Below are 22095 nucleotides of genomic sequence, written 5' to 3' on the forward strand. Positions count from 1 at the left end.
GCATTGGAGCGATCATGAAAACCAGCAAGCAGACCGCATTCGTTACCGGAGCGAGCCGTGGAATTGGCCGCGCGATCGCCCTCGGGCTTGCCGAGTCAGGTTGGAACCTGGGTCTGATCGCGACGGACGAGGACGCACTCGCTGAACTGGCGGCTGAAATCCACTCGTCGACAGGCTCTCGGGTCAGTGTCGCTGCCGCAGATGTGGGCGACTACCGGGCGGTGTCAACTGCCGTGACGAGTCTCATCGCCGAAATTGGTGTCCCCCAGTTGCTGGTAAACAATGCTGGGCGCATCGACACCGAAGTCCCCGTGTGGGAAGCAGACCCAAGCCAGTTGCGGGCAGTTGTGGAAACGAATCTGCTCGGCACGCTTTACGTCGAACGCGCGGTTCTTCCAGCCGTCCTCGCCCACAATCTGGGCGACTCTTCAGGCGTACGTGGTCGGGTGGTGAACCTGGTGTCCGGCGCGGGGGCGAACAGCTGGGGGGTTGCCAGCGCCTACACAACTAGCAAAGCGGCGCAGTTACGCAACGTGGGGGATGTGGATGAAGCCGGGGCACCCCTGGGAATCCGCGCTTTTGGTGTAGCGCCGGGCGTGGTGCGTACCGACATGACCACTTCCATGGCAGCGCATGCTGGGCGTGAGGAGTTCACCCCCGTGGAAGCAACAGTTGAGCTGGTCTGCGCGATTGGGCGTGGCGAGCTGGACGCATGGTCGGGTCGCTACCTCAGGGCGGGCACAGATACGGCCGATAGCCTCACCGCAGTGGCGGGTGTCCTTGACGCCAACCCCGAGGCGCGCCGGTTCGCGGTTGTGCCATGGGGTGACAAGGATCCCCTCTTCTGAACCGTGAGCGGGGCTTAGACCAGGAAGCGCAACAGCTCCGAATCTGAGTCCAGTTCGTCAATCCTCAAGTCCGAGGACGCCATGCGCTCGCGCAGATCGGTGAGTGAAGATTCCGAGGCCGTGTCGATCCCAACGAGGGCGGGACCGGTTTCACGGTTGTTCTTCTTCGTGTACTCGAAGTAGAGAATGTCATCTTCTGGGCCAAGCACATCATCGAGGAACTCCCGAAGCGCGCCCGGCCTCTGCGGAAACGACACTAGGAAGTAGTGGCGCAAATTACGGTAAACCTGGGACCGTTCTTGAACCTCGTTGTAGCGAGTCAAGTCATTGTTGCCACCGGAAATAATGCCGACGGTGACCCCATCGAGGGGAAGGCCTTGGAGCAGGCCCGCTGCCGCCAAAGAAATCGCAGTTGTTGAAAGTGCGCCGGCGGGTTCAGCGATGATTCCATCCAGGTGGTAGAGGTCAAGCATTTCGGTGCAGACCGCACCTTCGGGAACCACCACGACCTCGTCAACCAGGTCACGAACGAGGTCGTAGGTGCAGGACCCCGCCAGCCCAACGGCGGTGCCGTCGACAAACATGTCGACCTGCGGGAGTTTGACGGGCTCCCCGGCAGCCAATGCGGCCGAGGTGGAAGCGGCGCCCTCGGACTCAACGCCAATAACGCGTACATCAGGACGGTTCTCACTGAGCCACGCGGCCATACCTGCGATGAGGCCACCACCTCCGACCGGCACCACCACGGTCGCAAGACTGTCGCCTAACTGCTCGGCGATCTCCTTGGCAACTGAACCCTGACCTGCGATAACAGCAGGATCGTCATAGGGGTGAATGTAGGTCTTCCACGAACGTTCAGCGGCCGCGAGTGCCACCGCCTGTGTTTCGTCGAAAGTGCCGTCCACGAACTGCATGGTGATCCAGGGGCCACCGATGGTGGCGATACGGCGCCGTTTCTGCCGCGGTGTGGAGGAAGGAAGAAAGATGGTGCCATGGATACCTAGCTGGGCGCATGCCATCGCAACACCCTGCGCGTGGTTCCCAGCGGATGCACACACCACTCCCGCTTGCCGTTCCGACTCAGACAACTGTGCCATTCGGTTGTAGGCGCCGCGCAGCTTGAAAGAGCGGACAACCTGCTGATCTTCACGTTTCACCAGAACGCGTACCCCAGCTGCCTCTGTGAGCCTGTCGATTTCATCCACCGCCGTGAGCCGTGCAACGTGCGAGAGGCGTTGCGCAGCCTCATCAACATCGCGTGCAGAAACGGCATGGGGGGATGATTCCGCGTCCTTCCGCCCTCGTTCATGTCCGGGCCTGCGGGCGTGTTGCTGAGTATCTTCCGTGCTTTCCACACAGACAGTCTAGGAGGGTCCTGAAACAATGCGGTCCTTGACCATATGGCGACGTAAAGTGAGGGGGTGAGTACTGACAACAGCAAATCCGTAAAGAACCCGATCGTCTGGATCGACTGCGAAATGACAGGTCTGGACCCAGAGGTTGACGAACTGGTGGAGATAGCCGTGATCATCACGGACTCCGACCTCAACCCCCTGGCCGAAGGCATCGATATCGTCATCAAGCCGTCGGCTGCGTCTCTGGCGCAGATGTCTCCTTTTGTCACGCAGATGCATACGGACTCGGGTTTGATCAATGAGTTCGACTCCGGAGTTCCGCTCAAAGATGCCGAGGTCGCGGTGCTTGAGTACGTGAGTTCGATTATCTCTCAGCCTGGCGTGGCCCCGATTGCCGGCAACTCCATCGGGCAGGACGTGCGCTTTCTCCGCGCCTACATGCCGAACCTGGTCGAGTACATGCACTACCGGATCATCGACGTGTCGACAATCAAGGAGTTGGCGAAGCGCTGGTACCCGCGGGTATACGTTTGTGCGCCTGAGAAGAACGGAGGGCACCGCGCGCTCGGGGACATTCAGGACTCGATAGTTGAGTTGGCCTACTACCGGCGAGCATTGTTCCCCGACGACCTCATCGAAGAGAAGGGTGTGTATCGTCGCATGGCTGAGGAAGTTCGCAGCGCTGCCGATGCCACGTTCGCAGGCGACGAAGAGTAAGTTTTCCACAGCTCAGCACTTGCGGCGTTTTCCCCAGATCTCTCCTGACCCGCTGGCAGCCCTCCTCCTCTGTCGCCAAACTGAAGGCGGCTAGGACAAGCCCCCGCAAAGACGGGGAAGCCAGGACGAAAGGGAGCTGCTATGAGTATGAGTGATCTGATGGTGTTGCGGGGGCGTGTGGGGACCAACCTGACGCTGCATCGACCCGAGGACGGGGGAGGGCGAAGCTTCGTCCGCTTCCGAATGGTCATCCCCCGCGCCAGGCGGAATGACAGTGGCAAGTGGGAGGATGGCGAACCTAAATGGCACACCATCCGCGCGTGGGGTCCACTGGCAGAGAATATGGCGAGTTCTCTTCGAAAAGGGCAGCCCCTGGTCGTCATCGGACGACCCGCGGCTCATGCGTGGGTTGGCCAGGATGGTGAGATACGCACGGAACTTGCGATCAACGCGTTCACGGCCGGACATGACATGGGCTTTGGGATAACGAACTACCGGCGTCTTGCTCCGGTGCGGCCCGGCGAAGAAGAGGGGCCAGACATCCGGATCATCCCGTCTCAAGACACCCAGCCACGCTCCGATGGAGAAGCGGGGAACGACGACGAACTTGAAACGGAGGTGGCACACCAAGTGGATCCGGAGGTGATCCAGGAGGGTGATGCCTTAGCCGCTGGCGAGTCGCAGGAGGACGAATCCACGGCGATTTCTGACGCGGCATGATGTGACCTTCAGCCGGTCGCTTTCACGTACCCGCAGGTCCGCCTACCATGGGGGAAGTTGTCTTCTTCCCCCATGAATGGAGTGTCGTGGCTGAGTACATTTACTCAATGGTCCGCGCCCGTAAGGCGCACGGTGACAAGGTGATCCTTGACGATGTAACAATGGCTTTCCTGCCGGGTGCCAAAATCGGTATGGTTGGCCCCAATGGTGCGGGTAAGTCTTCAATTCTGAAGATCATGGCTGGCATTGATGAGCCATCGAACGGTGAGGCTCGACTAACACCGGGATACTCGGTCGGGATTCTCGAGCAGGAACCGAAGTTGGACGAAGACAAGACCGTGCTTGAAAACGTCGAGCTGGGCGTGTCGGGCATCATGTCCAAGCTTCACCGCTACAACCAGATCTCTGAGGAGATGGCAGACCCAGACGCTGACTTTGACGCGCTGATGGGTGAGATGGGTGAACTGCAGACGGAGATCGACGCGGCGGATGCCTGGGATCTTGACTCACAGCTGTCTCAGGCCATGGATGCACTGCGGTGCCCGCCCCCGGATACGCCTGTGTCCGTCCTCTCCGGGGGTGAGCGTCGCCGCGTTGCACTCTGTCGCCTCCTCCTTGAGGCTCCAGACCTCCTTCTGCTTGATGAGCCAACGAACCACTTGGATGCTGAGTCAGTGCTCTGGCTAGAGCAACACCTGCAGAAATACCCCGGTGCTGTTATTGCGATTACTCACGACCGCTACTTCTTGGATCATGTCGCGCAGTGGATTGCTGAGATTGACCGCGGTCACCTCTACGCGTATGAGGGGAACTACACGACTTACCTTGAAGAGAAGCAGCGCCGTCTGCAGATTCAGGGCAAGAAGGACCAGAAGATGGCCAAGCGGCTCAAGGATGAACTCGACTGGGTTCGCACAAGCGCCAAGGGGCGTCAGGCGAAGCAGAAGGCTCGCCTCGAGCGCTACGAAGAGATGGCGACTGAGGCCGAACGGACACGCAAGCTTGACTTTGAAGAGATCCAGATTCCGCCGGGCCCCCGTCTTGGCTCCACGGTCATTGAGGCAAAGAACCTCAAGAAAGGTTTCGGTGACAGGGTCCTGATTAGTGGCTTGTCATTCTCACTGCCTCCGAACGGCATCGTCGGCGTGATTGGCCCCAACGGTGTTGGGAAGACTACTTTGTTCAAGACAATTGTCGGTCTTGAGCCGCTTGATGATGGTGATCTCAAGATTGGCGAGACGGTCAAGATCTCTTATGTCGACCAGAATCGCGCTGGCATTGACCCGGACAAGCCTCTTTGGGAAGTTGTCTCGGACGGCCTCGACCACATTCAGGTCGGCAATGTTGAGATGCCGTCCCGCGCCTACGTGTCGGCATTTGGGTTTAAGGGTGCCGACCAGCAGAAGCCAGCCGGTGTCCTCTCAGGTGGTGAACGGAACCGGCTCAACCTGGCGCTAACACTCAAACAGGGTGGCAACCTCCTGCTGCTTGATGAGCCCACAAACGACCTGGATGTTGAAACCCTCTCGTCTCTGGAGAACGCTCTTGAGCAGTTCCCGGGTTGTGCTGTCGTAGTGACGCACGACCGGTGGTTCCTTGACAGGGTGGCAACCCACATCCTGGCATGGGAAGGCACCGCGGAGAACCCTGATCAGTGGTACTGGTTCGAAGGCAACTTTGAGGCGTACGAGAAGAACAAGGTCGAGCGTCTTGGTGCCGAGGCTGCGCGTCCGAAGTCGGTAACCTACCGCAAACTGACCCGGGACTAAGAGACACTCGGGCGGGTACGAAGGTACGGGGGGTGACATGGATTGTCAACCCCCCGCACCTTTGTGAGATTATTGGTCATGGTCGAAATATCTCGGGAAATCCCTGATGGGGAGCGTACAGGCGCCCTCGCCATAGTCGTCATCGACGACCATGAGATTGTTTTCCTTGGTGTGCAGCACGCATTCAGTGAAGCGGGAGTCAGCGCCGATTTTTTCTATGCTGATTCGGTGCATAAGGTGCCAACTCTGCTGAGACTTCCAGCGGTTGCTGTCTTGGATCTTCGCCTGCATGACGGCTCCAGACCAGCCGAATCCCTGGGGTACTTGCACCGACTTGGTTTGCCCACTGTCGTTTACACTTCGGCAGACAACCCCGTTCTGGTGAGGGAAGCGATTGGTGCGGGAGCTCTTGCAGTCGTGAGGAAATCTGCTCCCCCCAGCGAACTGGTTGAGTCCATCTTGGCCGCGTCCGAGGGGAGGCCGAGTGCCGGGTTGGACTGGGCTGCCGCCCTCGACGCAGATAGGGATTTCGTTACTGAGAATCTCACGAAGAATGAGACGGCGATTCTTGCTCTCTATGCCTCGGGTGAGACGGCGGAACAGATCGCTAGACGACTCTCATTTTCCATTCACACCGTGAACAAGTCGGTGGCACGAATTCGTGAGAAGTACCGCCAAGATGGGCGCAACGTCGAGTCAAGGATCGACCTGTTCCACAGGGCAGCCGAGGACGGTGTCGTGTCTTATTTTGGGGATGACAGGGATCCTTGGGACCTCTCTAGGAGTTGAAGCCCCAACGCGAGTTGGCCCCATGGTCCGGGTTTGCGACACGAATCATTCCCTCTTGAGATGCGGTTGCTATCGGCTGCCCGTCCGGATTGTAGACCTCCGCGCGTGCCTTGGCGCGCCCCCCACCGACTGAGTCCACATGACCGCAGAAGAGTAGCCAGTCATTGATGTTGACATTTGTGTGAAACCACATGGCGTGGTCCAGTGACGCCAACGACAGTCCCGGAGTGAGCCAGGAGAGGCCAACACTCCTCAATGCGGGTTCGAGCATTACCTGGTCGATAACGTAGGCCAGTAGAGCGCGGTGAACAACCTGCGGGGTGTCACTGGCAACATCAGAACGAATCTTCATCCACAACTGCTGATCTCCGCTCCTTGATGGGTCTGCTCCCGTGTAGAGGGAAGACTGGACGTGGCGAACATCAAACGCCGCAGTCTTGCCCAAGAACTTTCCGACGGGATGATCCATGGTGCGGAAGAGTTCGAGCGCGCTGGACAGCTCTTCCGGTCCGGCAACTTCGGGGGCAACAGAAGCAAAAGACAGCCCGTCCTCGGTGGCTTGGAAAGAGGTGATCATGGAGAAAATCTCTCTTTCACCTTGGCGAGCAACGACTCTTCGGTTGGAAAATGAACGTCCATCGCGGAGGCGCTCAACAGAGACCTCGAAGACTTCATCGGGGTTCCCTCCGCGGAGGAAATATGAGTGTAGTGAGTGTGGCAACCTGTTCTGGTCAGGGACCGTTGCCGCGGCTGCCAGTAGCGCCTGGGCCACAACTTGACCGCCGTAGACACGCCGCACCTGGGGGAGGGACTGCGCGGTAAAGACGTCCTCGTCCAGTGGAGATAAGTTGAGAATCCGCAGAACCGATGCAACTGGTTCCGTATCGATCAGGGGAACAGCAATGGGAGAAGTCATAGGTCTATTCTCTCTCGCTCTGCCACTTGATGAACAATTCCCAGGTGAGGGTCAGGTTTGGGTTCATGGATGATCAGAAGCGACTATCATCTATAGGAGTTGACCATCTCCCGGAGTAAAGGGTGACCATGAACGAGGACGTTTTGGAAGTCGGCCCAGATGCCGATACGGAAAGTACAACTGCCTACGTGAACCCAGATGTGGATCACGAGTTGGTGAGGAAGTTAGCAGACCTAAACGGGGTCGCCACGTACTTTTGGACGTGGGGTGGCTCCCAGCAGCAGGTTGAGCCGGGGAACCTGCTACGGGTTTTGGAAGCGATGGGTGTGGCGGTTTCCCCCCGCTCCAGCAACCATGAGGTTGTGGAGGCGATCCGCGCTACTGAAGACGCACCGTGGCTTGACACCCTCCCCATCTGTACCGTGGTGAGGCGTGGTGATTGGCGTGACCTGCCTGTTCACGTGGTCCATGGTGATTCCGTCCATGTTTGGTACCGCCTTGAGGACGGAACAACTGGCGACTTTTCGCAACTGGACCGCTACGTGCCACCAAGAGAAGTGGATGGCCAGTGGCGAGGACGTGCAACGTTCGAGGTCCCCGGGACACTTCCTTTGGGTTACCACACGGTGTTTGCCGAGATAAATGGGGGCGAGGCAGTTTCAGCACCTCTGATCGTGGTCCCTCAGCGCATTGATCCGTCGGCGCTTCGCGGCGATAAGCGCTTCTGGGGTGTGAATGCCCAAGCGTATTCGATTCAGTCGCATTCTTCGTGGGGCGTGGGTGATTCCTCAGACCTGGCTGATCTGGCTGCAATTATTGCGCGTGAGGGAGCCCAGTTCTTGTTGGTGAACCCGATGCATGCTGCAGAGCCTCTGGCGCCGATTGAGAACTCTCCCTACCTGCCTGTTACTAGGCAGTGGCTGAATGCTTCCTACATTCGACCAGAATCAATCCCGGAGTACTCAATGCTCCCCGATGGTGTTCGTGATGAGGTAGAGGATCTGAGGTCTTCAGTAATGACGGAGGACGATGACATTCTCTTGGACCGCGATACCAGCTGGGCTGCGAAGTTGGCCGCCCTTCGGATCATCTATACGGCGCCACGTTCAGTACATCGTGAGGCGCTGTTCCAAGCCTTCTGCATGGAAGGAGGGGAGCACCTAGATAACTACGCTCTATGGGCGGCTCTTGTTGAGGACACAGGCAGTGTGACCCTGCCGGAGGAGTACAGCGACCCCCTTGCGCCCTCGGTTGCGCGGTTCGCAGAGGCACACGAGGCGGAAGTGGACTTCTACAAGTGGTTGCAGTGGGTCGCGCTAGATCAACTCTCTGAGTGCAACCGGGTGGCAACCGAGCTCGGTATGCAAATTGGGTTGATGGCTGACCTCGCCGTTGGCATACACCCGGAGGGGTCGGATGTCTGGGCAGATCGAAGCGCATTTGCGCAGGGGATGTACGTCGGTGCGCCACCCGACATGTACAGCCAGCAGGGCCAGAGTTGGAGTCAGCCACCATACAACCCACGTCAGCTCGCAGAGCGCGGCTACGAGCCGCTGCGTAAAGTTGTTGCGACAACTTTGAAGCTGTCAGGTGCGCTACGGATTGACCACATTCTTGGGCTTTTCCGGCTTTGGTGGCTTCCCGCCAACGGATCACCCGCAGATGGAACGTACGTCTACTACGACCATGAGGCGACGGTTGGCATACTGCTCTTGGAAGCGCACCGGGCAGACGCGGTGTTGATTGGTGAAGATCTAGGGACGGTGGAGCCGTGGGTGCGCGAGTATCTGGCTAGTCGCGGGATCTTCGGGACGTCTGTACTGTGGTTTGAGAAGGAAGGGTCGGGTTGGCCGCTGCACGCTGACCAGTACCGCCGCGACATCCTTGGTACCGTCAATACTCACGACCTTCCCCCCACTCAGGGCTACATTGAGGGGATCCAGACAACCCTTCGTGACAGGCTAGGACTACTCGTTGAGGACGTCGAGGACGTCCGCGCGGCGGATCGCGAGGAGCAACACCAGATGGCGGTGCGCCTTCGGGAGTATGGCTTGATTCCGGAGGACGAGACGGACGTTGAGTTCATGGATGGCCTACATCGCTACATCTGTGCGACACCCGCCAGGCTAGTGGCGGCAGCGCTTGTGGATGCAGTCGGAGAGAAGCGGCCGCAGAACCTCCCTGGAACGAACACGGAGTATCCAAACTGGCGTGTTCCGCTCGCTGATGGCGAGGGCCGACGTGTGTGGATGGAGGATCTTGCAGTCCAGGAAGGCAACCATCTGTTCGCTGTGATGCGGGAGGCGATGGGGGAGTAGGGGGGGCAGCCTTACATGGGCCCCTTACCAAAAGCATGGAGGGCGCCCGGAACAATCCTGTCCCAGGCGCCCTCCAATGGCGACTGTGCCCCTACCGGGCCGCTCCCGCTAACTTGGCTCAGCTGTTCTGAACTTGGCGAGGACTGTGCTCACCGGGCTCAGTTCAGCTCGTTGATCTCATCGGCTAGGTTGTCAGCGATAGGTCCAACCACAACCTGCACCGTCTGCCCAACCTGAACAACGCCGAAGGCTCCTGCCTGCTTGAGCGCCTTTTCATCAATCAACGTTGGATCGACGACCTCTACGCGCAAGCGCGTGATGCAGGGCTCAATACTGTCGATGTTTTCGTTGCCACCTAGTCCGGCAAGAATGTCTTGTGCCTGAGACATGGGATCCCCGTTTCACTAATGTCGCGCCAAGGCCAACTCCCGGCAGCCTCGACACTGAAATCTCTACGCGTTTTTAAGGTAGCACGGTGGCGTTTGAGCATCCCCAAAAGGTGAGCAGCTCCTCGGTAAAACCGAGGAGCTGCCTATCACATGCAGTCCGAGTCTTGAAAACGGATACCTATGCGTCCGCCTTCTGAGCGCGCAGCATGCGCTGAGCATCATCGCGACCCTCGGCGATTAGGCGGCGCAGCGAGTCAGGACGTTCCCTGTGCTCATCCAACCAGTCCTGGGAGCGTGCCACTACGTCAACCTCAGGGAGGTAGCCGACCAGCGGCAGCGGTTCAAGGTCGGTGACGATGCCGGAGGCAATGTGGAAGGTGTGTTCATCCCAGGTTCGTGCCACCTGGTCATAAAACTTCTCCACGTATTGCGCGTAGGTCGCCGGGGAAGTAGTCACATGTGACCAGAACCCAGCCACCATTGCCCAACGTGTGTCGTTGGGGATCGAGACGTCGTGCATCACGGCTTCCCAAGTTTGGAGGCGCACTTCCGGAGAGTTGAAGGTCGCCCGGGCGCGGGCTGCGTTCTGCTCTCCGGTGAGAGTGTTGTCTTCCTCGCGTAGCGCGTTGATATCCGCTTCATTAGCCAGACCGCCACGTACGAGGGCGAAGAGCATTGCCCAGCGTAGGTCCTCGCTTAGCACCAGGCCATCGAGGACGTCCTCACCCTTGTAGAGGCGCTCAATCTGCTCGTACTGCGCGTGTGTCACAGCGCGCCTTGTCGCACCGAGTACAAACATCTCTTGTGCATCCGTTCCCGGGTCAGCATTCTGAGCCAACTCGAGGAGTCGGTCAGCCACAACGCCAAGTTGGGCAGGACGGTGAGCGGGTGACACGTACGAGGTCACAGCGGTGTCGATCTGGCGAAGCAGTGCAGTCAGCGACGCAATTGACGTCTCGACACGCGCTGCCTCAAACACCAGGTTGAGGAAGCGCGATGCCGGGAACTCCCCATCACGGGTCATATCCCAGGCAGATGCCAGGATGATTCTGCGGGTGAGGGGGTCATCAAACTTGGAGATGTTCGCAATGGCGAATGCCAGAGAATCATCATCCATGCGAACCTTCGCGTAAGCCAGGTCCCCATCGTTCACGAGTATCAGCGCCGGCCTCTTGAGTCCGGCGGCACTGGCAACAAGCGTGCTTGCCCCATCAACATCAAGTTCTTCGGAGAAGACGCGCTCAACCTTGCTTCCGTCCTCGTTCAAGTCGTACCCCGCAACGACAAGGCGGTGCGGACGTAGCGACGCTTGCGGGGAGAAAGCCTCTTGAAGAACGTTGAGCGAGGTCAGTGTTCCGTCCTCGTCAACGTCGATCTGAGGACGCAGGGTGGTGACACCCGCTTCCTCAACCCACACGCTGACCCAGTTCTTCATGTCCCGTCCGGATGCGATTTCCAACTCAGAAATCAGGTCGGACAGTGTTGCGTTCTTGTAAGAATGCTTGGTCAGATACTGGTGCAGCCCCTTGAAGAAGTTGTCGCGGCCTACGTAAGAAACCATCTGGCGCAGAACCGCTGCGCCTTTCGCGTAGGTGATTCCATCGAAGTTAACTTCAACGTCCGCCAGATCGCGGATCTCTGCTTTCACCGGGTGTGTGGAAGGCTTCTGATCTTGCGCCAAGCCCCACTCTTTGCGAGTCAGGAAGCCGACCCACGCGTCACTCCAACGCGTGGCTTCCGACGTTGCAAGGTGTGCCATGTACTCCGCGAAGGACTCATTGAGCCAGAGGTCATCCCACCACGCCATCGTGACAAGATCCCCGAACCACATGTGCGCAAGCTCGTGGAGGATCGTGTTGCAGCGTGATTCCAACTGCCAGTCGGTCGGCTTGGACCGGAAAATGTACTGGTCGCGGAAGGTTACACAACCCGCGTTTTCCATGGCGCCCGCGTTGTATTCGGGCACGAAGATTTGGTCGTACTTCGTGAATGGGTAGGGAATTCCGTACGCATTCTCAAAGAAAGCAAAACCGGCCTCGGTAATGTCCATGATGTCGCTGGCATCCAGGTACTTCACCAGTGATGCGCGGCTGTAGACGCCGAGGTCGATCTCACGGCCATCCGTGGAGCGGATCGTCTTGGTTTCCCCTTCGTAGGGTCCAGCGATAATCGCGGTGATGTACGTGGAGATACGTTGGGTCGGTGCAAACTTGAAAACCTGACGTCCGTCGTCGAGGGCGGTTGGTTGCGGCGTGGGGGAGACCGAGAAGGTCGTCCAGCCTTCCGGAACCGTCAAAGTGAAAGTGAACGATGACTTGAGGTCAGGCTGTTCGAAGGTCGGGTAGACGCGTCGTGCGTCTGGAACTTCAAACTGGGAGTAGAGGTAGACCTTGCCGTCGGCTGGGTCAACCGAGCGGTGCAGGCCTTCACCCGTGTGCATGTAGATAAAATCTGCATCAATCTCAACGACGTTCTTCGCTTTAAGGCCACGGATAGGCAGGCGGTTGTCCGCGTACTCTGCCGGGTTCAGCGCCTCGCCATTGAGGGATGCGGTGTGGATCCTGTCGACGACCAGGTCGAGGAATGTCTCCCCACCTTCCACCGCGTCAAAAGTGATCTTCGTCGTCGACCGGAAAGTCTTGTCGCCAGTCGTAAGGTCGAGGGCGACCTCGTAGCTCTCAACGTTGGTAATAACCGCGGCGCGTTCGCGGGCTTCGACTCGGGTTAGGTTCAAGCCAGGCATGGGTACCTTTCTATTTCTTACTTTTGAAGTGCTTGGGTTTGGGGGGTGTCAAGGTCGGCATCTACCAAATCTTGACCCGGTCCTCCGGCGAGATCCACAGGGCATCGCCGGGGGAGAGTTCGTAGTGGTCTGCAAACTCGTCAAAGTTCGCGAGGACGCCATTGCAGCGGAACTCGGCCGGTGAGTGCGGGTCAATGGCGAGCAGTTGGACCGCGTAGTCATTGCGCTGTTTCCCGCGCCAGATCCGCGCCCATGACGTGAAGAAGCGCTCGGGCCCGCTGAGGCCGTCAATGACCTCTGCATCTACGGGTGATGAAACCCCACTTTCTGCAAGGGCTTTCTTCCAGGCTTTCCAGGCGATTGTCAGGCCACCGAGGTCCCCGATGTTCTCACCAATGGTTAGTGCTCCGTTGACCTTCTGCTCATCATCCAGCTCCTCGGGAGAGAACTGGTCGTACTGGGAGATTAGCGCTTTGGTGCGCTTTTCGAACTCTTCACGGTCCTGGTCGCTCCACCAGTTATTCACTTCACCCTGGGCGTCAAACTGACTGCCCTGGTCGTCGAAACCGTGGCCGATTTCGTGGCCGATCACGGCCCCGATTCCCGCGTAGTTCACCGCGTCGTCAGCTTCCGGGTTGAAGAATGGTGGCTGGAGGATGGCGGCTGGGAAAACAATCTCGTTCATCGACGGGTAGTAGTACGCGTTGACAGTGTGTGGCGTCATGAGCCATTCGGTCCGGTCAACTGGCTTACCTAGCTTTGCGAACTCCCAGTCGATATCGAACTGCGCCGATGCCATGAGGTTTTCAACCAGCGTGCGCTCGGCGGTGATATCCAGCCCCTCGTAAGAACGTGGCTCTTCCGGGTAGCCGATTTTTGGCATGAAGGTGTCGAGCTTCTCAAGGGCGCGTTCCTTCGTCATTTCGCTCATCCAATCTAGTGTTTGAATGGAATCACGGTAGGCATCCAGAAGATTGTCGACCAGACGGCTCATCTGTTCTTTGTGCTCGGGCGGGAAGTGTCGCTCCACGTAGAGACGCCCCATGTCGAAACCGACGACACCTTCGATCATTGACAGTGCGCGCTTCCAGCGGGGGCGCATCTCTTCAATACCGGCAAGGGTACGTCCGTAAAAGTCGAAGGTCTCTTCAGCGAATGGATCTGAGAGGTAGGGGCCGAACCCATCGATGATGGCGCGGGCAAGCCACAGTTTCAGGGTGTGCAGGTGGGTGTTCTTCCATAGGGTTGATGCAGCTTCAAGGAAGTCCGGCTGCGAAACGTTGAGGCTCTTTCCATCCAGGGGGAAGCCGAGGCCTGCGTCCCATCCTTCCCAGTCGAATCCAGGGTTCTCTGCAACGACTTGGGCCCATGTCTTTGGGTTGTTCTGCGGGTCGATCTCACGGCAGCGGACAACATCCCAGTGGTGAGCGGCAAGATCCGTCTCAAACTCCATGACTTCGGCTGCTGCAAGTGGCGCTTTCTCTTCAGTCGAGACACCGGCCAGGGTTAGCAGCTTCGCTACGTGCTGGACGTACTTGTCGCGGTAGTTCCGGTATTCATCTTCCCGGTAGTAGGACTCATCAGGTAGGCCGAGCCCACTCTGTTCAAAGCTTGCCGTGTACTTAGTGGTGTCGTTAAGGTCTGTCGACACGCCAACACTGAAGTAGCCGCCGATTCCGTTTCGGGTCAAATTTCCCAAGAGGCGAGCCAGATCCTCGTGGCTCTTCGCGTCAGAAACAGAGTTGAGAAGTCCCTGGATCGGCGTGATCCCAAGGCTATTCAGTGTCTTTTGGTCCATGAACTGCTTGTAGAGGATCCCGATCCGGCGTGCCTCTGCACCCTCAAGAGCGCCCTTTGCCGCGTCCGTAGCGATCTCATCGCAGCGCTTCTCAGACAGGTCATGCAGCGCATAGAACGCGCCGTCAGATGCCCGGTCCGCAGGAATCTGGTGCTCACGCAGCCAGGTTCCGTTGATGTAGCGGTAGAAGTCATCTTGGGGACGGACAGCGGTGTCCATCAGTGCGGGTTCGAGGACGTGGGCGCGTAGTTCGTTCTTGTTACTTGTCATGCCTTCATGTTAGCGCCGCCGCGCGGAGCACTTGTCTTCCTAAGCGATGAGGTGAATGCCCAGCTACCGCCGCCCCGGTGCAGTCAGTGGACTGAGACGATCAGCGCGCCTAGAAGGGAGCTTCCGCTGGTCCCTGACCGCCACCGTCGACGCGAGGTATGGGACCCGACTGCGGTGGGCCGGCGTCTACATATGTGCTTTGGGGGCTTTGCGCGGCTCCGCCATATGCACCAGCGTCCTCCGCACTCTGGCGGCGCCCGGGAATCATGCCGAGGAAGCGTGGGAAACGAATGATGTGCTTCTGCCCCTCAGTCCCGTCCCGACGCTGGAACGTATCTACAACCAGCGTCCCCTCAATGCTGACGCGGTCACCCTTGCTGAGGATGTCTGCAAGATGCTTCGCTTCATCATCCCAGAACGTTGCCCCAACCCACAGTGGACCGCCAATGTCGGCCCACTGCCCACTTGCCTTGTCCCGCGCTGAAGCAGTCGCGTTAATCCGTAGGTCCAGCACCGCCTTCTGCTGGGGTGTCCAGCGCAGTACAGGTTCGGCAATCATTCCCGTTGCCACTGCTCGCAGTGCCATGAGCGTCCTCCTCAATAGTCTGAAGCGGGTCATCACACCATCACACCTGATGAGGGGTGACGCGCCTCTCATTTCCTGCCTTCAGCTTATGAGGAGGTTCCGACATTTTGCTGGAATAACGGTGAACTTGGGGAAAACTCCGCTTCCCGTGCACTGTGGATAGGTATTTCTACTCTTCGCGCAAAGCCGGATGAGTCCGACGGTGCCGTTCAGAGTCGTTCGCATAGGCATAGTAGAGCCCGATCAACAGACCACCCCCCACGAAGTTGCCGAGCAGTGCGATTCCCACGTTGCCAAGTGCCAGTCCGACATCGATACCGTTCCTCAGTCCTTCGACGGTAAAGAGGACCGTGTTAGCCACCGAGTGCTCAAAGCCGAGGAAGGCGAAAAGCAGGACTGATACCACCATGGCCGCAACCTTCACACCATCGGACTTGACGAACCCGTTGTAGATCAACAGCATGGCGATGTTGATCATAAAGTTACAAAGAATGGCGCGGAAGAACAGATCTGCCATCCCCGCGGCCCCACCAGAAACGAAAGCCAGCTTGTGTTCAACCGCGCCGGTAACAAGTTCACCAGCGCTCCCGTCCAAGAGTGTCGTGAACTTGACGATGATCGCCGTGAGCAGCCCGCCTAGGAAGTTGCCTAAGAAACACAGGAGCATCACAACCCCCGCGCGACTCACGGACATGCGACGGAAGTACACGGCGATGGTTGTCACCATCATGTTGGACGTCAACAGTTCCGACTTGGAGTAGTAGATGAAGACAAGACAGAACCCAAACACCACGGCACCAAAGATTGAGCCAAGGCGGGCATCACGCGGGCTGATCTCCACAAACGCAGCAATCACGGAGTAGTTGGCCAGGTAGAAAATACCGATGAGGATCCCGGCCATCGCCGCACGCATCAGGAAGACACGCGACAGGTGCTTTGTCATCGAGGACTTCGCATCTGCTGCCTGCAGCACCGTTGAAATGAACTCTGTTCCGGGAAAGATTTTGCGGTTGTCAGTCACCATAAGGCTAATGTTCCCAGAAAAACCCGGCACAGCTACGGAAATTGCCGAGCCGTCCCACCAGAACCTCGCCAATTGCGACCAACTGCTCTCAAAGATTGAAGCAAACGTGACAGCAATTACGCTCTCAGCGGCCGCCCCGGGCTACAAACTGCGCCATGCGTCGCCTAACATGAAGGGGCATCGATCCGGCCAAACCACCGCGCATGCGGGGGAGTGGGTATCACCGGGGAGCATTCGGAAGAAAAGGTGGCGCCACGCGGTCAGCCATCCCAGTAGAACCGAACGGGTGGCCCGTTACAGCCTAATGAGCGGTGGTTGCCCTCTGACCTGGAGAACCAGGATCGTAGCGGTAGCCACAAGCGAGGTGGTACCGCGGAAGGCTCCGGCGTTTCGTCCTCGAACCGGTTGTGGATTTGAAAGAGGACGAAGATGGCATCAGAAGGCACCACGAAGCGTTTCCCGCTCCACCGCGGGGATCAAGAGGTCAACCCAAAACCTTCCTTCCCAACGATTGAGGAAGAGACCCTCGCGTATTGGGACGCCGACGACACCTTTAAGAAGTCGGTGGAGAATCGCGCAGCCGGTGACAAAGGTTCGAATGAGTTCGTCTTTTACGACGGACCTCCCTTTGCCAACGGCACCCCGCACTACGGGCACCTGCTCACCGGCTACGTCAAGGACGTGGTGGGTCGCTACCAGACCATGTTGGGCCACCGCGTCGAACGTCGTTTCGGCTGGGATACCCACGGTCTCCCCGCAGAGATCGAGGCCGAACGCCTCTTAGGTATAGTCGACAAGTCCGAAATCGAGGGTCCCGACGGAATCGGCATCAAAGCATTCAACGATGCCTGCAAGAGCTCCGTTCTGCGCTACACGAAAGAGTGGGAAGACTACGTCACCCGTCAGGCGCGCTGGGTGGACTTCGATAACGACTACAAGACCCTTGACCCCACCTACATGGAATCGACGCTGTGGGCGTTCAAGACCCTGTTCGATAAGGGCTTGATCTACGAGGGACACCGCGTTCTGCCCTACTGTTGGAACGATGAGACCCCGCTGTCGAATCACGAACTAAAGATGGATGATGACGTCTATCAGGACCGCACTGACCAGACCGCCACAGTCGGTGTTGCGCTTTTGGACGAGGACGGACGCCCCAGTGGCGAAGTTGCCCTCATCTGGACGACCACGCCGTGGACGCTGCCCTCAAACCTGGCGATAGCTGTCGGCCCCGACGTCGACTATGTGACGGTACTGCCGGTGGCTGGCCCGCTTGCAGGCAAACTCGTCGTGATCGCGGAGGCACTTGCTGAGTCCTACGCCAAAGAGTTCGGCATTGATGTCGTCGCAGATGCTACTCCGGAGGTCGCTCCCGAAGCCGCGGAGCTAAGCGAGCTCCCAACCTCGGTGCAGGACTTGATAGTGAGCCGCTTCAAAGGTGCCGACCTGGTTGGTCGTCGCTACGCCCCGATGTTCCCCTACTTTGCTAACTCTGACGAGGACGCGGCCCCCGGACCCGAAGCCTTCCAGATACTTCAGGCCGACTTCGTGACGACCGAGGACGGAACCGGCCTCGTACACCTTGCCCCGGCCTTTGGTGAAGACGACATGAACGTCTGTCTGGCCAACGGAATCAAGACCGTGGTCCCGGTTGATGACTCAGGTTGCTTCACGACTGAAGTACCCGATTACGCGGGCGTGCAGGTTTTCGAATCCAACCGGCTGATCCTCTCTGACCTGCGTGAAGGCTCCGGCCCGCTGGCGTCGATGAGTGAGGAGATGCGTCCGATCCTGGTGCGCCAGGCTTCCTACCAGCACAGCTACCCGCACTGCTGGCGCTGCCGCCAACCCCTGATCTACCGCGCCGTATCGTCGTGGTTCGTCGAGGTCACCAAGTTCCGCGACCGCATGGTTGAACTAAACCAGCAGATCACCTGGGTTCCCGAACACCTCAAAGACGGCCAGTTCGGTAAGTGGCTCGAAGGTGCCCGCGACTGGTCCATCTCCCGCACCCGTTTCTGGGGCGCCCCCATTCCCGTGTGGAAGTCCGACAACCCCGCCTACCCGCGGATGGATGTTTACGGTTCCTACCAGCAGTTGGCCGATGACTTCGGTATGCCAGCCGAGGAGATCAACCTGCACCGGCCCATGGTGGACGACCTCGTACGTCCCAACCCGGACGATCCGACTGGTCAATCCATGATGCGCCGAGTTCCCGAGGTCTTGGACTGCTGGTTCGAGTCGGGCTCCATGCCGTTCGCTCAGGTCCACTACCCATTTGAGAACAGGGAGTGGTTCGACAGCCACTACCCGGGTGACTTTATTGTTGAGTACGTTGGGCAGACTCGCGGCTGGTTCTACACGCTGCACGTCCTCGCAACCGCGCTCTTCGACCGGCCCGCCTTCCGTACGTCACTTTCCCACGGCATCATCCTGGGTAACGACGGGCGCAAGATGAGCAAGTCCCTGCGCAACTACCCTGACGTTCAGGGCGTCCTCGACACCTATGGTTCAGATGCGATGCGGTGGTTCCTGCTCGCTTCGCCAGTGGTTCGCGGCGGCAACCTGATCGTCACCGAAGAGGGCGTCCGTGACGCGGTTCGCCAGGTGCTGCTACCCCTGTGGAACGCCTACTACTTCCTGACCCTGTACGGAAATGCCTCCAACCAGGGCGCGGGCATCACGCCGACACGTCTGGACAAACTTGATGATCCAGCGGCCGCATTTGCCGCGCTTCCTGAAATGGACCGCTACCTGCTGGCCCGCACCCGCGAGGTTACCGAAGAGGTGCGAGTCGCGATGGACGAATACGACCTGCCTCGTGCTTCCGCGCGCATCGTCGGCCACCTCGGCGTCATCACCAACTGGTATGTGCGGACCCAGCGTCAACGGTTCTGGGACGAGGACGAGGCCGCATTCGACAGTCTCTACACCGCCCTCGTCGTCCTCTGCGAAGCTGCAGCACCCCTACTTCCCCTGGTGACGGAAGAGATCTGGCGCGGCCTCACCGGTGGCGAATCCATTCACCTGGTCGACTACCCGAAACTGCCTGCGTCCTGGGCGGATGAGGCGTTAGTTGAGGGGATGGATGAAGTCCAAGAGATCGTCTCCGCAGCACACTCCCTGCGAAAGGCTGAGAAGCTCCGCGTTCGCCAACCCCTGGCGAAGCTGCGGGTCGTTTCCAGTGACGCCGAGGCTCTGGCGGGCTTCGCACCCATCATCGCCTCGGAAGTAAACGTCAAAGAAGTGGAGTTCGAGACGCCGGATAGGTCGGGACTGGTCTTGCGTCAGGACCTGACACTCAACCCACGTGAGTTCTCCGCCGCCGTTCGTCCTAAGACTTCCGCACTGTTCCAAGCGGCAAAGACAGGCGGCTGGGAAGTGATTGACGAGGGCGAGGGCGTGCGATTCCCCAGCGTGGAGGTCGACGGGGCCGCGGTCGAGTTGTTTGGCAACCAGTTCTCCCTCGTTGAGCGCGTCGAAGCTGAAGGGGACGAGGCCGCCACGGTGCTGGGCTCCGGATGCTTCGTCGTCCTCGACAAACTGGTCAGCGCAGAACTGGAAGCCGAAGGGTGGGCGCGCGACTTGATCCGACAAATCCAGGACACGCGCAAGGCGGAGGGCCTGCACATCGCAGACCGCATCAATGTCACGCTGACGGTGCCTGAAGACCGCCTCGAGGCCCTCGGTGTCCACGAGGACCTCATCAAGCACGAAACCCTCACCATTGATCTGGTGGCCAGCGCCGGTGATGAGCAGACGCTGACCATTTCGAAGCGCTAGATGTCCCAAGCCAGTAGAGAGAAGAAGGTGGCCGCAATGGCTAATGACGAGCAGGACTTCCAGTTACCGCAGGGCATCGATCCGGAGATGGCCCCCTTCTTCGCCGCCGCCCAAGAGGAGGACGAAGCAGACGATGACGACCTACGACTCGACGCCGCCCCCGGTAGCGAGGATGACGTTGCGGAAGAAGGTGACGCCGACCTCGATGTTCTGCGTGCCATTGTTCGCGACACCCTCCTGGCCGGTGCAGACCCGGACCTGGTCGACGCTGTTCTGGCGGGGGAACTCGGTGAAGATGAGGATGGTGACGAAGAAGCCGAGGGCGAGGTCGATGAGGTAGCGCTTGCGGCGCTCGCCACCGGTGAGGCACACGCAATCTACCGTTCTTTGCTGACTCGTAACCCCGAGCATGACTTCGACCCGTCGATGGTCCGCATGCAGCAGGTCCTGGATATTTTGGGGGATCCTCAGGACAGTTATCCTTCCATTCATGTCGGTGGAACAAATGGCAAGACATCGACCACCCGCATGGCTGCGGCGCTTCTGCATGCATTTGGTCTTCGCGTTGGAACCTACACTTCCCCGCACCTTGTGGATGTGAGGGAGCGGATTGCCATCAATGGGGAGCCGCTTTCGCCGGCGGAGTTCGTGGCCGCTTGGAAGGATGTGGAGCCCTACATCGGCATGGTTGATGCTGCTTCGGCTGCTCAGGGACAGCCGCAGATTTCGTATTTCGAGGCTCTGACAATAATGGCACTCGCCTGGTTTGGTGACGCACCCGTGGATGCGGCCGTTGTGGAGGTCGGGCTTGGGGGACGTTGGGATGCCACCAACGTGATTGATGCTGGAGTTGTCATCATCAGCCCCATTTCGCTAGATCACCAGAACTGGCTGGGCAACACCCTCACCGAAATTGCCTTTGAGAAAGCACAAATAATCAAGGACAGGTCGATCGTCGTTGTCTGCCATCAGGAAGAGGTAGTCCTCGAGGTCATCGAGCGCCGCGCCCTCGAAACCGATTCGGTACTTTGGCTAGAAGGTCGTGACTGGGAGGTCCTAAGCCGCACCCCAGGAGTTGGTGGGCAGATTGTGGATGTTCGCACTCCAACAGGTGTTTATGAGCAGCTCTTTGTGCCACTGCACGGCCTGCATCAGGCGCATAATGCTGCGGCCGCCCTTGTGGCTACGGAGGCGATGATGGGCGGTAAGGTGCTTCCGGCCGAGGTCGTTGAGGAGGGCTTCTTGACGGCTCGTTCCCCCGGACGCCTCGAGGTGGTACGCACCTCCCCAACGGTCGTCGTGGATGCAGCGCATAACCCCGCCGGGGTGGCCTCCTTGAGGGATGCTCTTGACGAGTCCTTCCGCTTCAACGTTACGATCGGTCTGTTCTCAGCAATGGCAGACAAGGCCATTGAAGAAATGCTGGTTGAAATTGAGCCGGACCTCAGCGAAATCGTCCTCGTTCCCATGGGTGGGGACCGGGCTGCAGATCTAGAAGATCTCAAAGTGATTGCCGAGGACGTGTTTGGCGCAGACCGAGTCCATGTCGCTGAAAACGTAGCCGACGGTATCGATCGGGCCACGGCACTTGCTGACACACCCCAGGATCCGACATTGACGCGCGCCATCGTGGCATTCGGGTCGATTCAGCTGGTCGGTGAGGTCACAGCCCTGCTGCGCCGCTAACGGGGTGCGGGTGCGCGGCACCCACACCGCCCCTGCGACCCACACCCACATCGGCCTCCGCCCCCGCCTCCGCGAAATCGAATAGTATCGACAGCTTCGGGTCCAATAACAGTGTAATGTGTCGATACTATTCGATCTCGCGGTTTGAGGTGGGTAGTGACGGCAACGGTGACCGGTCGTAGAGGCGGGAAGGATACCCGCAGCCCCTTCTGCTAAGAGCCGCATTCCGGAGCCGGTGCGGCCATACGGAGCTCGGTGCGGCCATACGGAGCCTGCTACGCCACACGGAGCCAGTTAGGCTTGCATAACGGTGTAATCCCTGGCTGTGCTGGGCCTATCGGGCTCCCTATGGCTCAAGTAGCTCCCTCACGACACGGGGTAGCG

Annotated in this window: 15 protein-coding genes; 8 read left to right on the forward strand and 7 right to left on the reverse strand. The window is 58.9% G+C overall.

Going from position 1 to position 22095, the window contains the following annotated elements; all coding sequences use genetic code 11:
• Positions 1-14: 14 nt before the first annotated feature.
• Positions 15-848 carry an SDR family oxidoreductase gene (locus tag IDL90_RS08360; protein WP_187995073.1) on the forward strand — a complete coding sequence of 278 codons (834 nt, stop codon included), beginning with the start codon at positions 15-17 and terminating at the stop codon, positions 846-848.
• A gap of 14 nt (positions 849-862) precedes the next feature.
• Here the strand turns inward: IDL90_RS08360 and ilvA are convergent, their stop codons facing one another.
• Positions 863-2203, reverse strand: coding sequence for a threonine ammonia-lyase IlvA (gene ilvA / locus IDL90_RS08365; RefSeq protein WP_187995074.1), 1341 nt, complete (start codon positions 2201-2203; stop codon positions 863-865).
• A gap of 66 nt (positions 2204-2269) precedes the next feature.
• On the opposite strand from ilvA, the gene orn reads away from it, so the two are divergent.
• The 4 genes from orn (at position 2270) to IDL90_RS08385 (ending at position 6198) form a co-directional block, all read left to right on the forward strand.
• Positions 2270-2920, forward strand: coding sequence for an oligoribonuclease (orn, locus tag IDL90_RS08370; protein WP_316930317.1), 651 nt, complete (start codon positions 2270-2272; stop codon positions 2918-2920).
• Positions 2921-3061: 141 nt separating this feature from the next.
• Positions 3062-3640, forward strand: a complete 579-nt coding sequence (locus tag IDL90_RS08375) for a single-stranded DNA-binding protein (RefSeq protein WP_187995075.1) — start codon at positions 3062-3064, stop codon at positions 3638-3640.
• Between the two features lie 86 nt (positions 3641-3726).
• Complete coding sequence (ettA, locus tag IDL90_RS08380) at positions 3727-5409, forward strand: energy-dependent translational throttle protein EttA (protein ID WP_187995076.1); 1683 nt, start codon at positions 3727-3729, stop codon at positions 5407-5409.
• 78 nt (positions 5410-5487) lie between these two features.
• Positions 5488-6198 (forward strand): DNA-binding response regulator, encoded by a 711-nt coding sequence (locus tag IDL90_RS08385; protein ID WP_182142165.1) that lies wholly within the window; start codon positions 5488-5490, stop codon positions 6196-6198.
• Here IDL90_RS08385 and IDL90_RS08390 read toward each other — a convergent pair.
• Positions 6188-7114 carry an acyl-CoA thioesterase II gene (locus tag IDL90_RS08390; protein WP_187995077.1) on the reverse strand — a complete coding sequence of 309 codons (927 nt, stop codon included), beginning with the start codon at positions 7112-7114 and terminating at the stop codon, positions 6188-6190. The genes IDL90_RS08385 and IDL90_RS08390 overlap by 11 nt on opposite strands.
• A gap of 128 nt (positions 7115-7242) precedes the next feature.
• Between IDL90_RS08390 and malQ the strand changes: the two genes are divergently transcribed.
• A complete protein-coding gene (gene malQ / locus IDL90_RS08395; protein WP_187995079.1) occupies positions 7243-9432 on the forward strand; it encodes a 4-alpha-glucanotransferase in 2190 nt (729 codons plus the stop codon).
• Between the two features lie 158 nt (positions 9433-9590).
• Here malQ and IDL90_RS08400 read toward each other — a convergent pair whose 3' ends face one another.
• From IDL90_RS08400 to IDL90_RS08420, 5 genes are all read right to left on the reverse strand, one after another.
• On the reverse strand, positions 9591-9821 hold the full coding sequence (locus tag IDL90_RS08400) for a PTS transporter subunit EIIB (RefSeq protein WP_182142168.1): 231 nt from the start codon (positions 9819-9821) through the stop codon (positions 9591-9593).
• A gap of 178 nt (positions 9822-9999) precedes the next feature.
• Positions 10000-12564: an aminopeptidase N gene (gene pepN / locus IDL90_RS08405; protein WP_187995081.1), complete on the reverse strand. Its 2565-nt coding sequence runs from the start codon at positions 12562-12564 to the stop codon at positions 10000-10002.
• Positions 12565-12625: 61 nt separating this feature from the next.
• Positions 12626-14632, reverse strand: coding sequence for a M13 family metallopeptidase (locus IDL90_RS08410; protein ID WP_187995083.1), 2007 nt, complete (start codon positions 14630-14632; stop codon positions 12626-12628).
• Positions 14633-14741: 109 nt separating this feature from the next.
• Positions 14742-15218, reverse strand: a complete 477-nt coding sequence (locus IDL90_RS08415; RefSeq protein ID WP_187995085.1) for a single-stranded DNA-binding protein — start codon at positions 15216-15218, stop codon at positions 14742-14744.
• A gap of 169 nt (positions 15219-15387) precedes the next feature.
• Positions 15388-16242: a formate/nitrite transporter family protein gene (locus IDL90_RS08420; RefSeq protein ID WP_187995087.1), complete on the reverse strand. Its 855-nt coding sequence runs from the start codon at positions 16240-16242 to the stop codon at positions 15388-15390.
• A 429-nt stretch (positions 16243-16671) separates the two neighbouring features.
• Here IDL90_RS08420 and ileS point away from each other — a divergent pair, with 429 nt between their 5' ends.
• Entirely contained in the window at positions 16672-20025 is a 3354-nt protein-coding gene (ileS, locus tag IDL90_RS08425) for an isoleucine--tRNA ligase (protein WP_187995090.1), read from the forward strand.
• Between the two features lie 36 nt (positions 20026-20061).
• Positions 20062-21711, forward strand: a complete 1650-nt coding sequence (locus tag IDL90_RS08430) for a folylpolyglutamate synthase/dihydrofolate synthase family protein (RefSeq protein ID WP_187995092.1) — start codon at positions 20062-20064, stop codon at positions 21709-21711.
• The last annotated feature ends 384 nt before the right edge of the window (positions 21712-22095 follow it).

This window comes from Schaalia sp. JY-X159, from assembly GCF_014525425.1.
In the GTDB taxonomy this organism is placed as follows: domain Bacteria; phylum Actinomycetota; class Actinomycetes; order Actinomycetales; family Actinomycetaceae; genus Scrofimicrobium.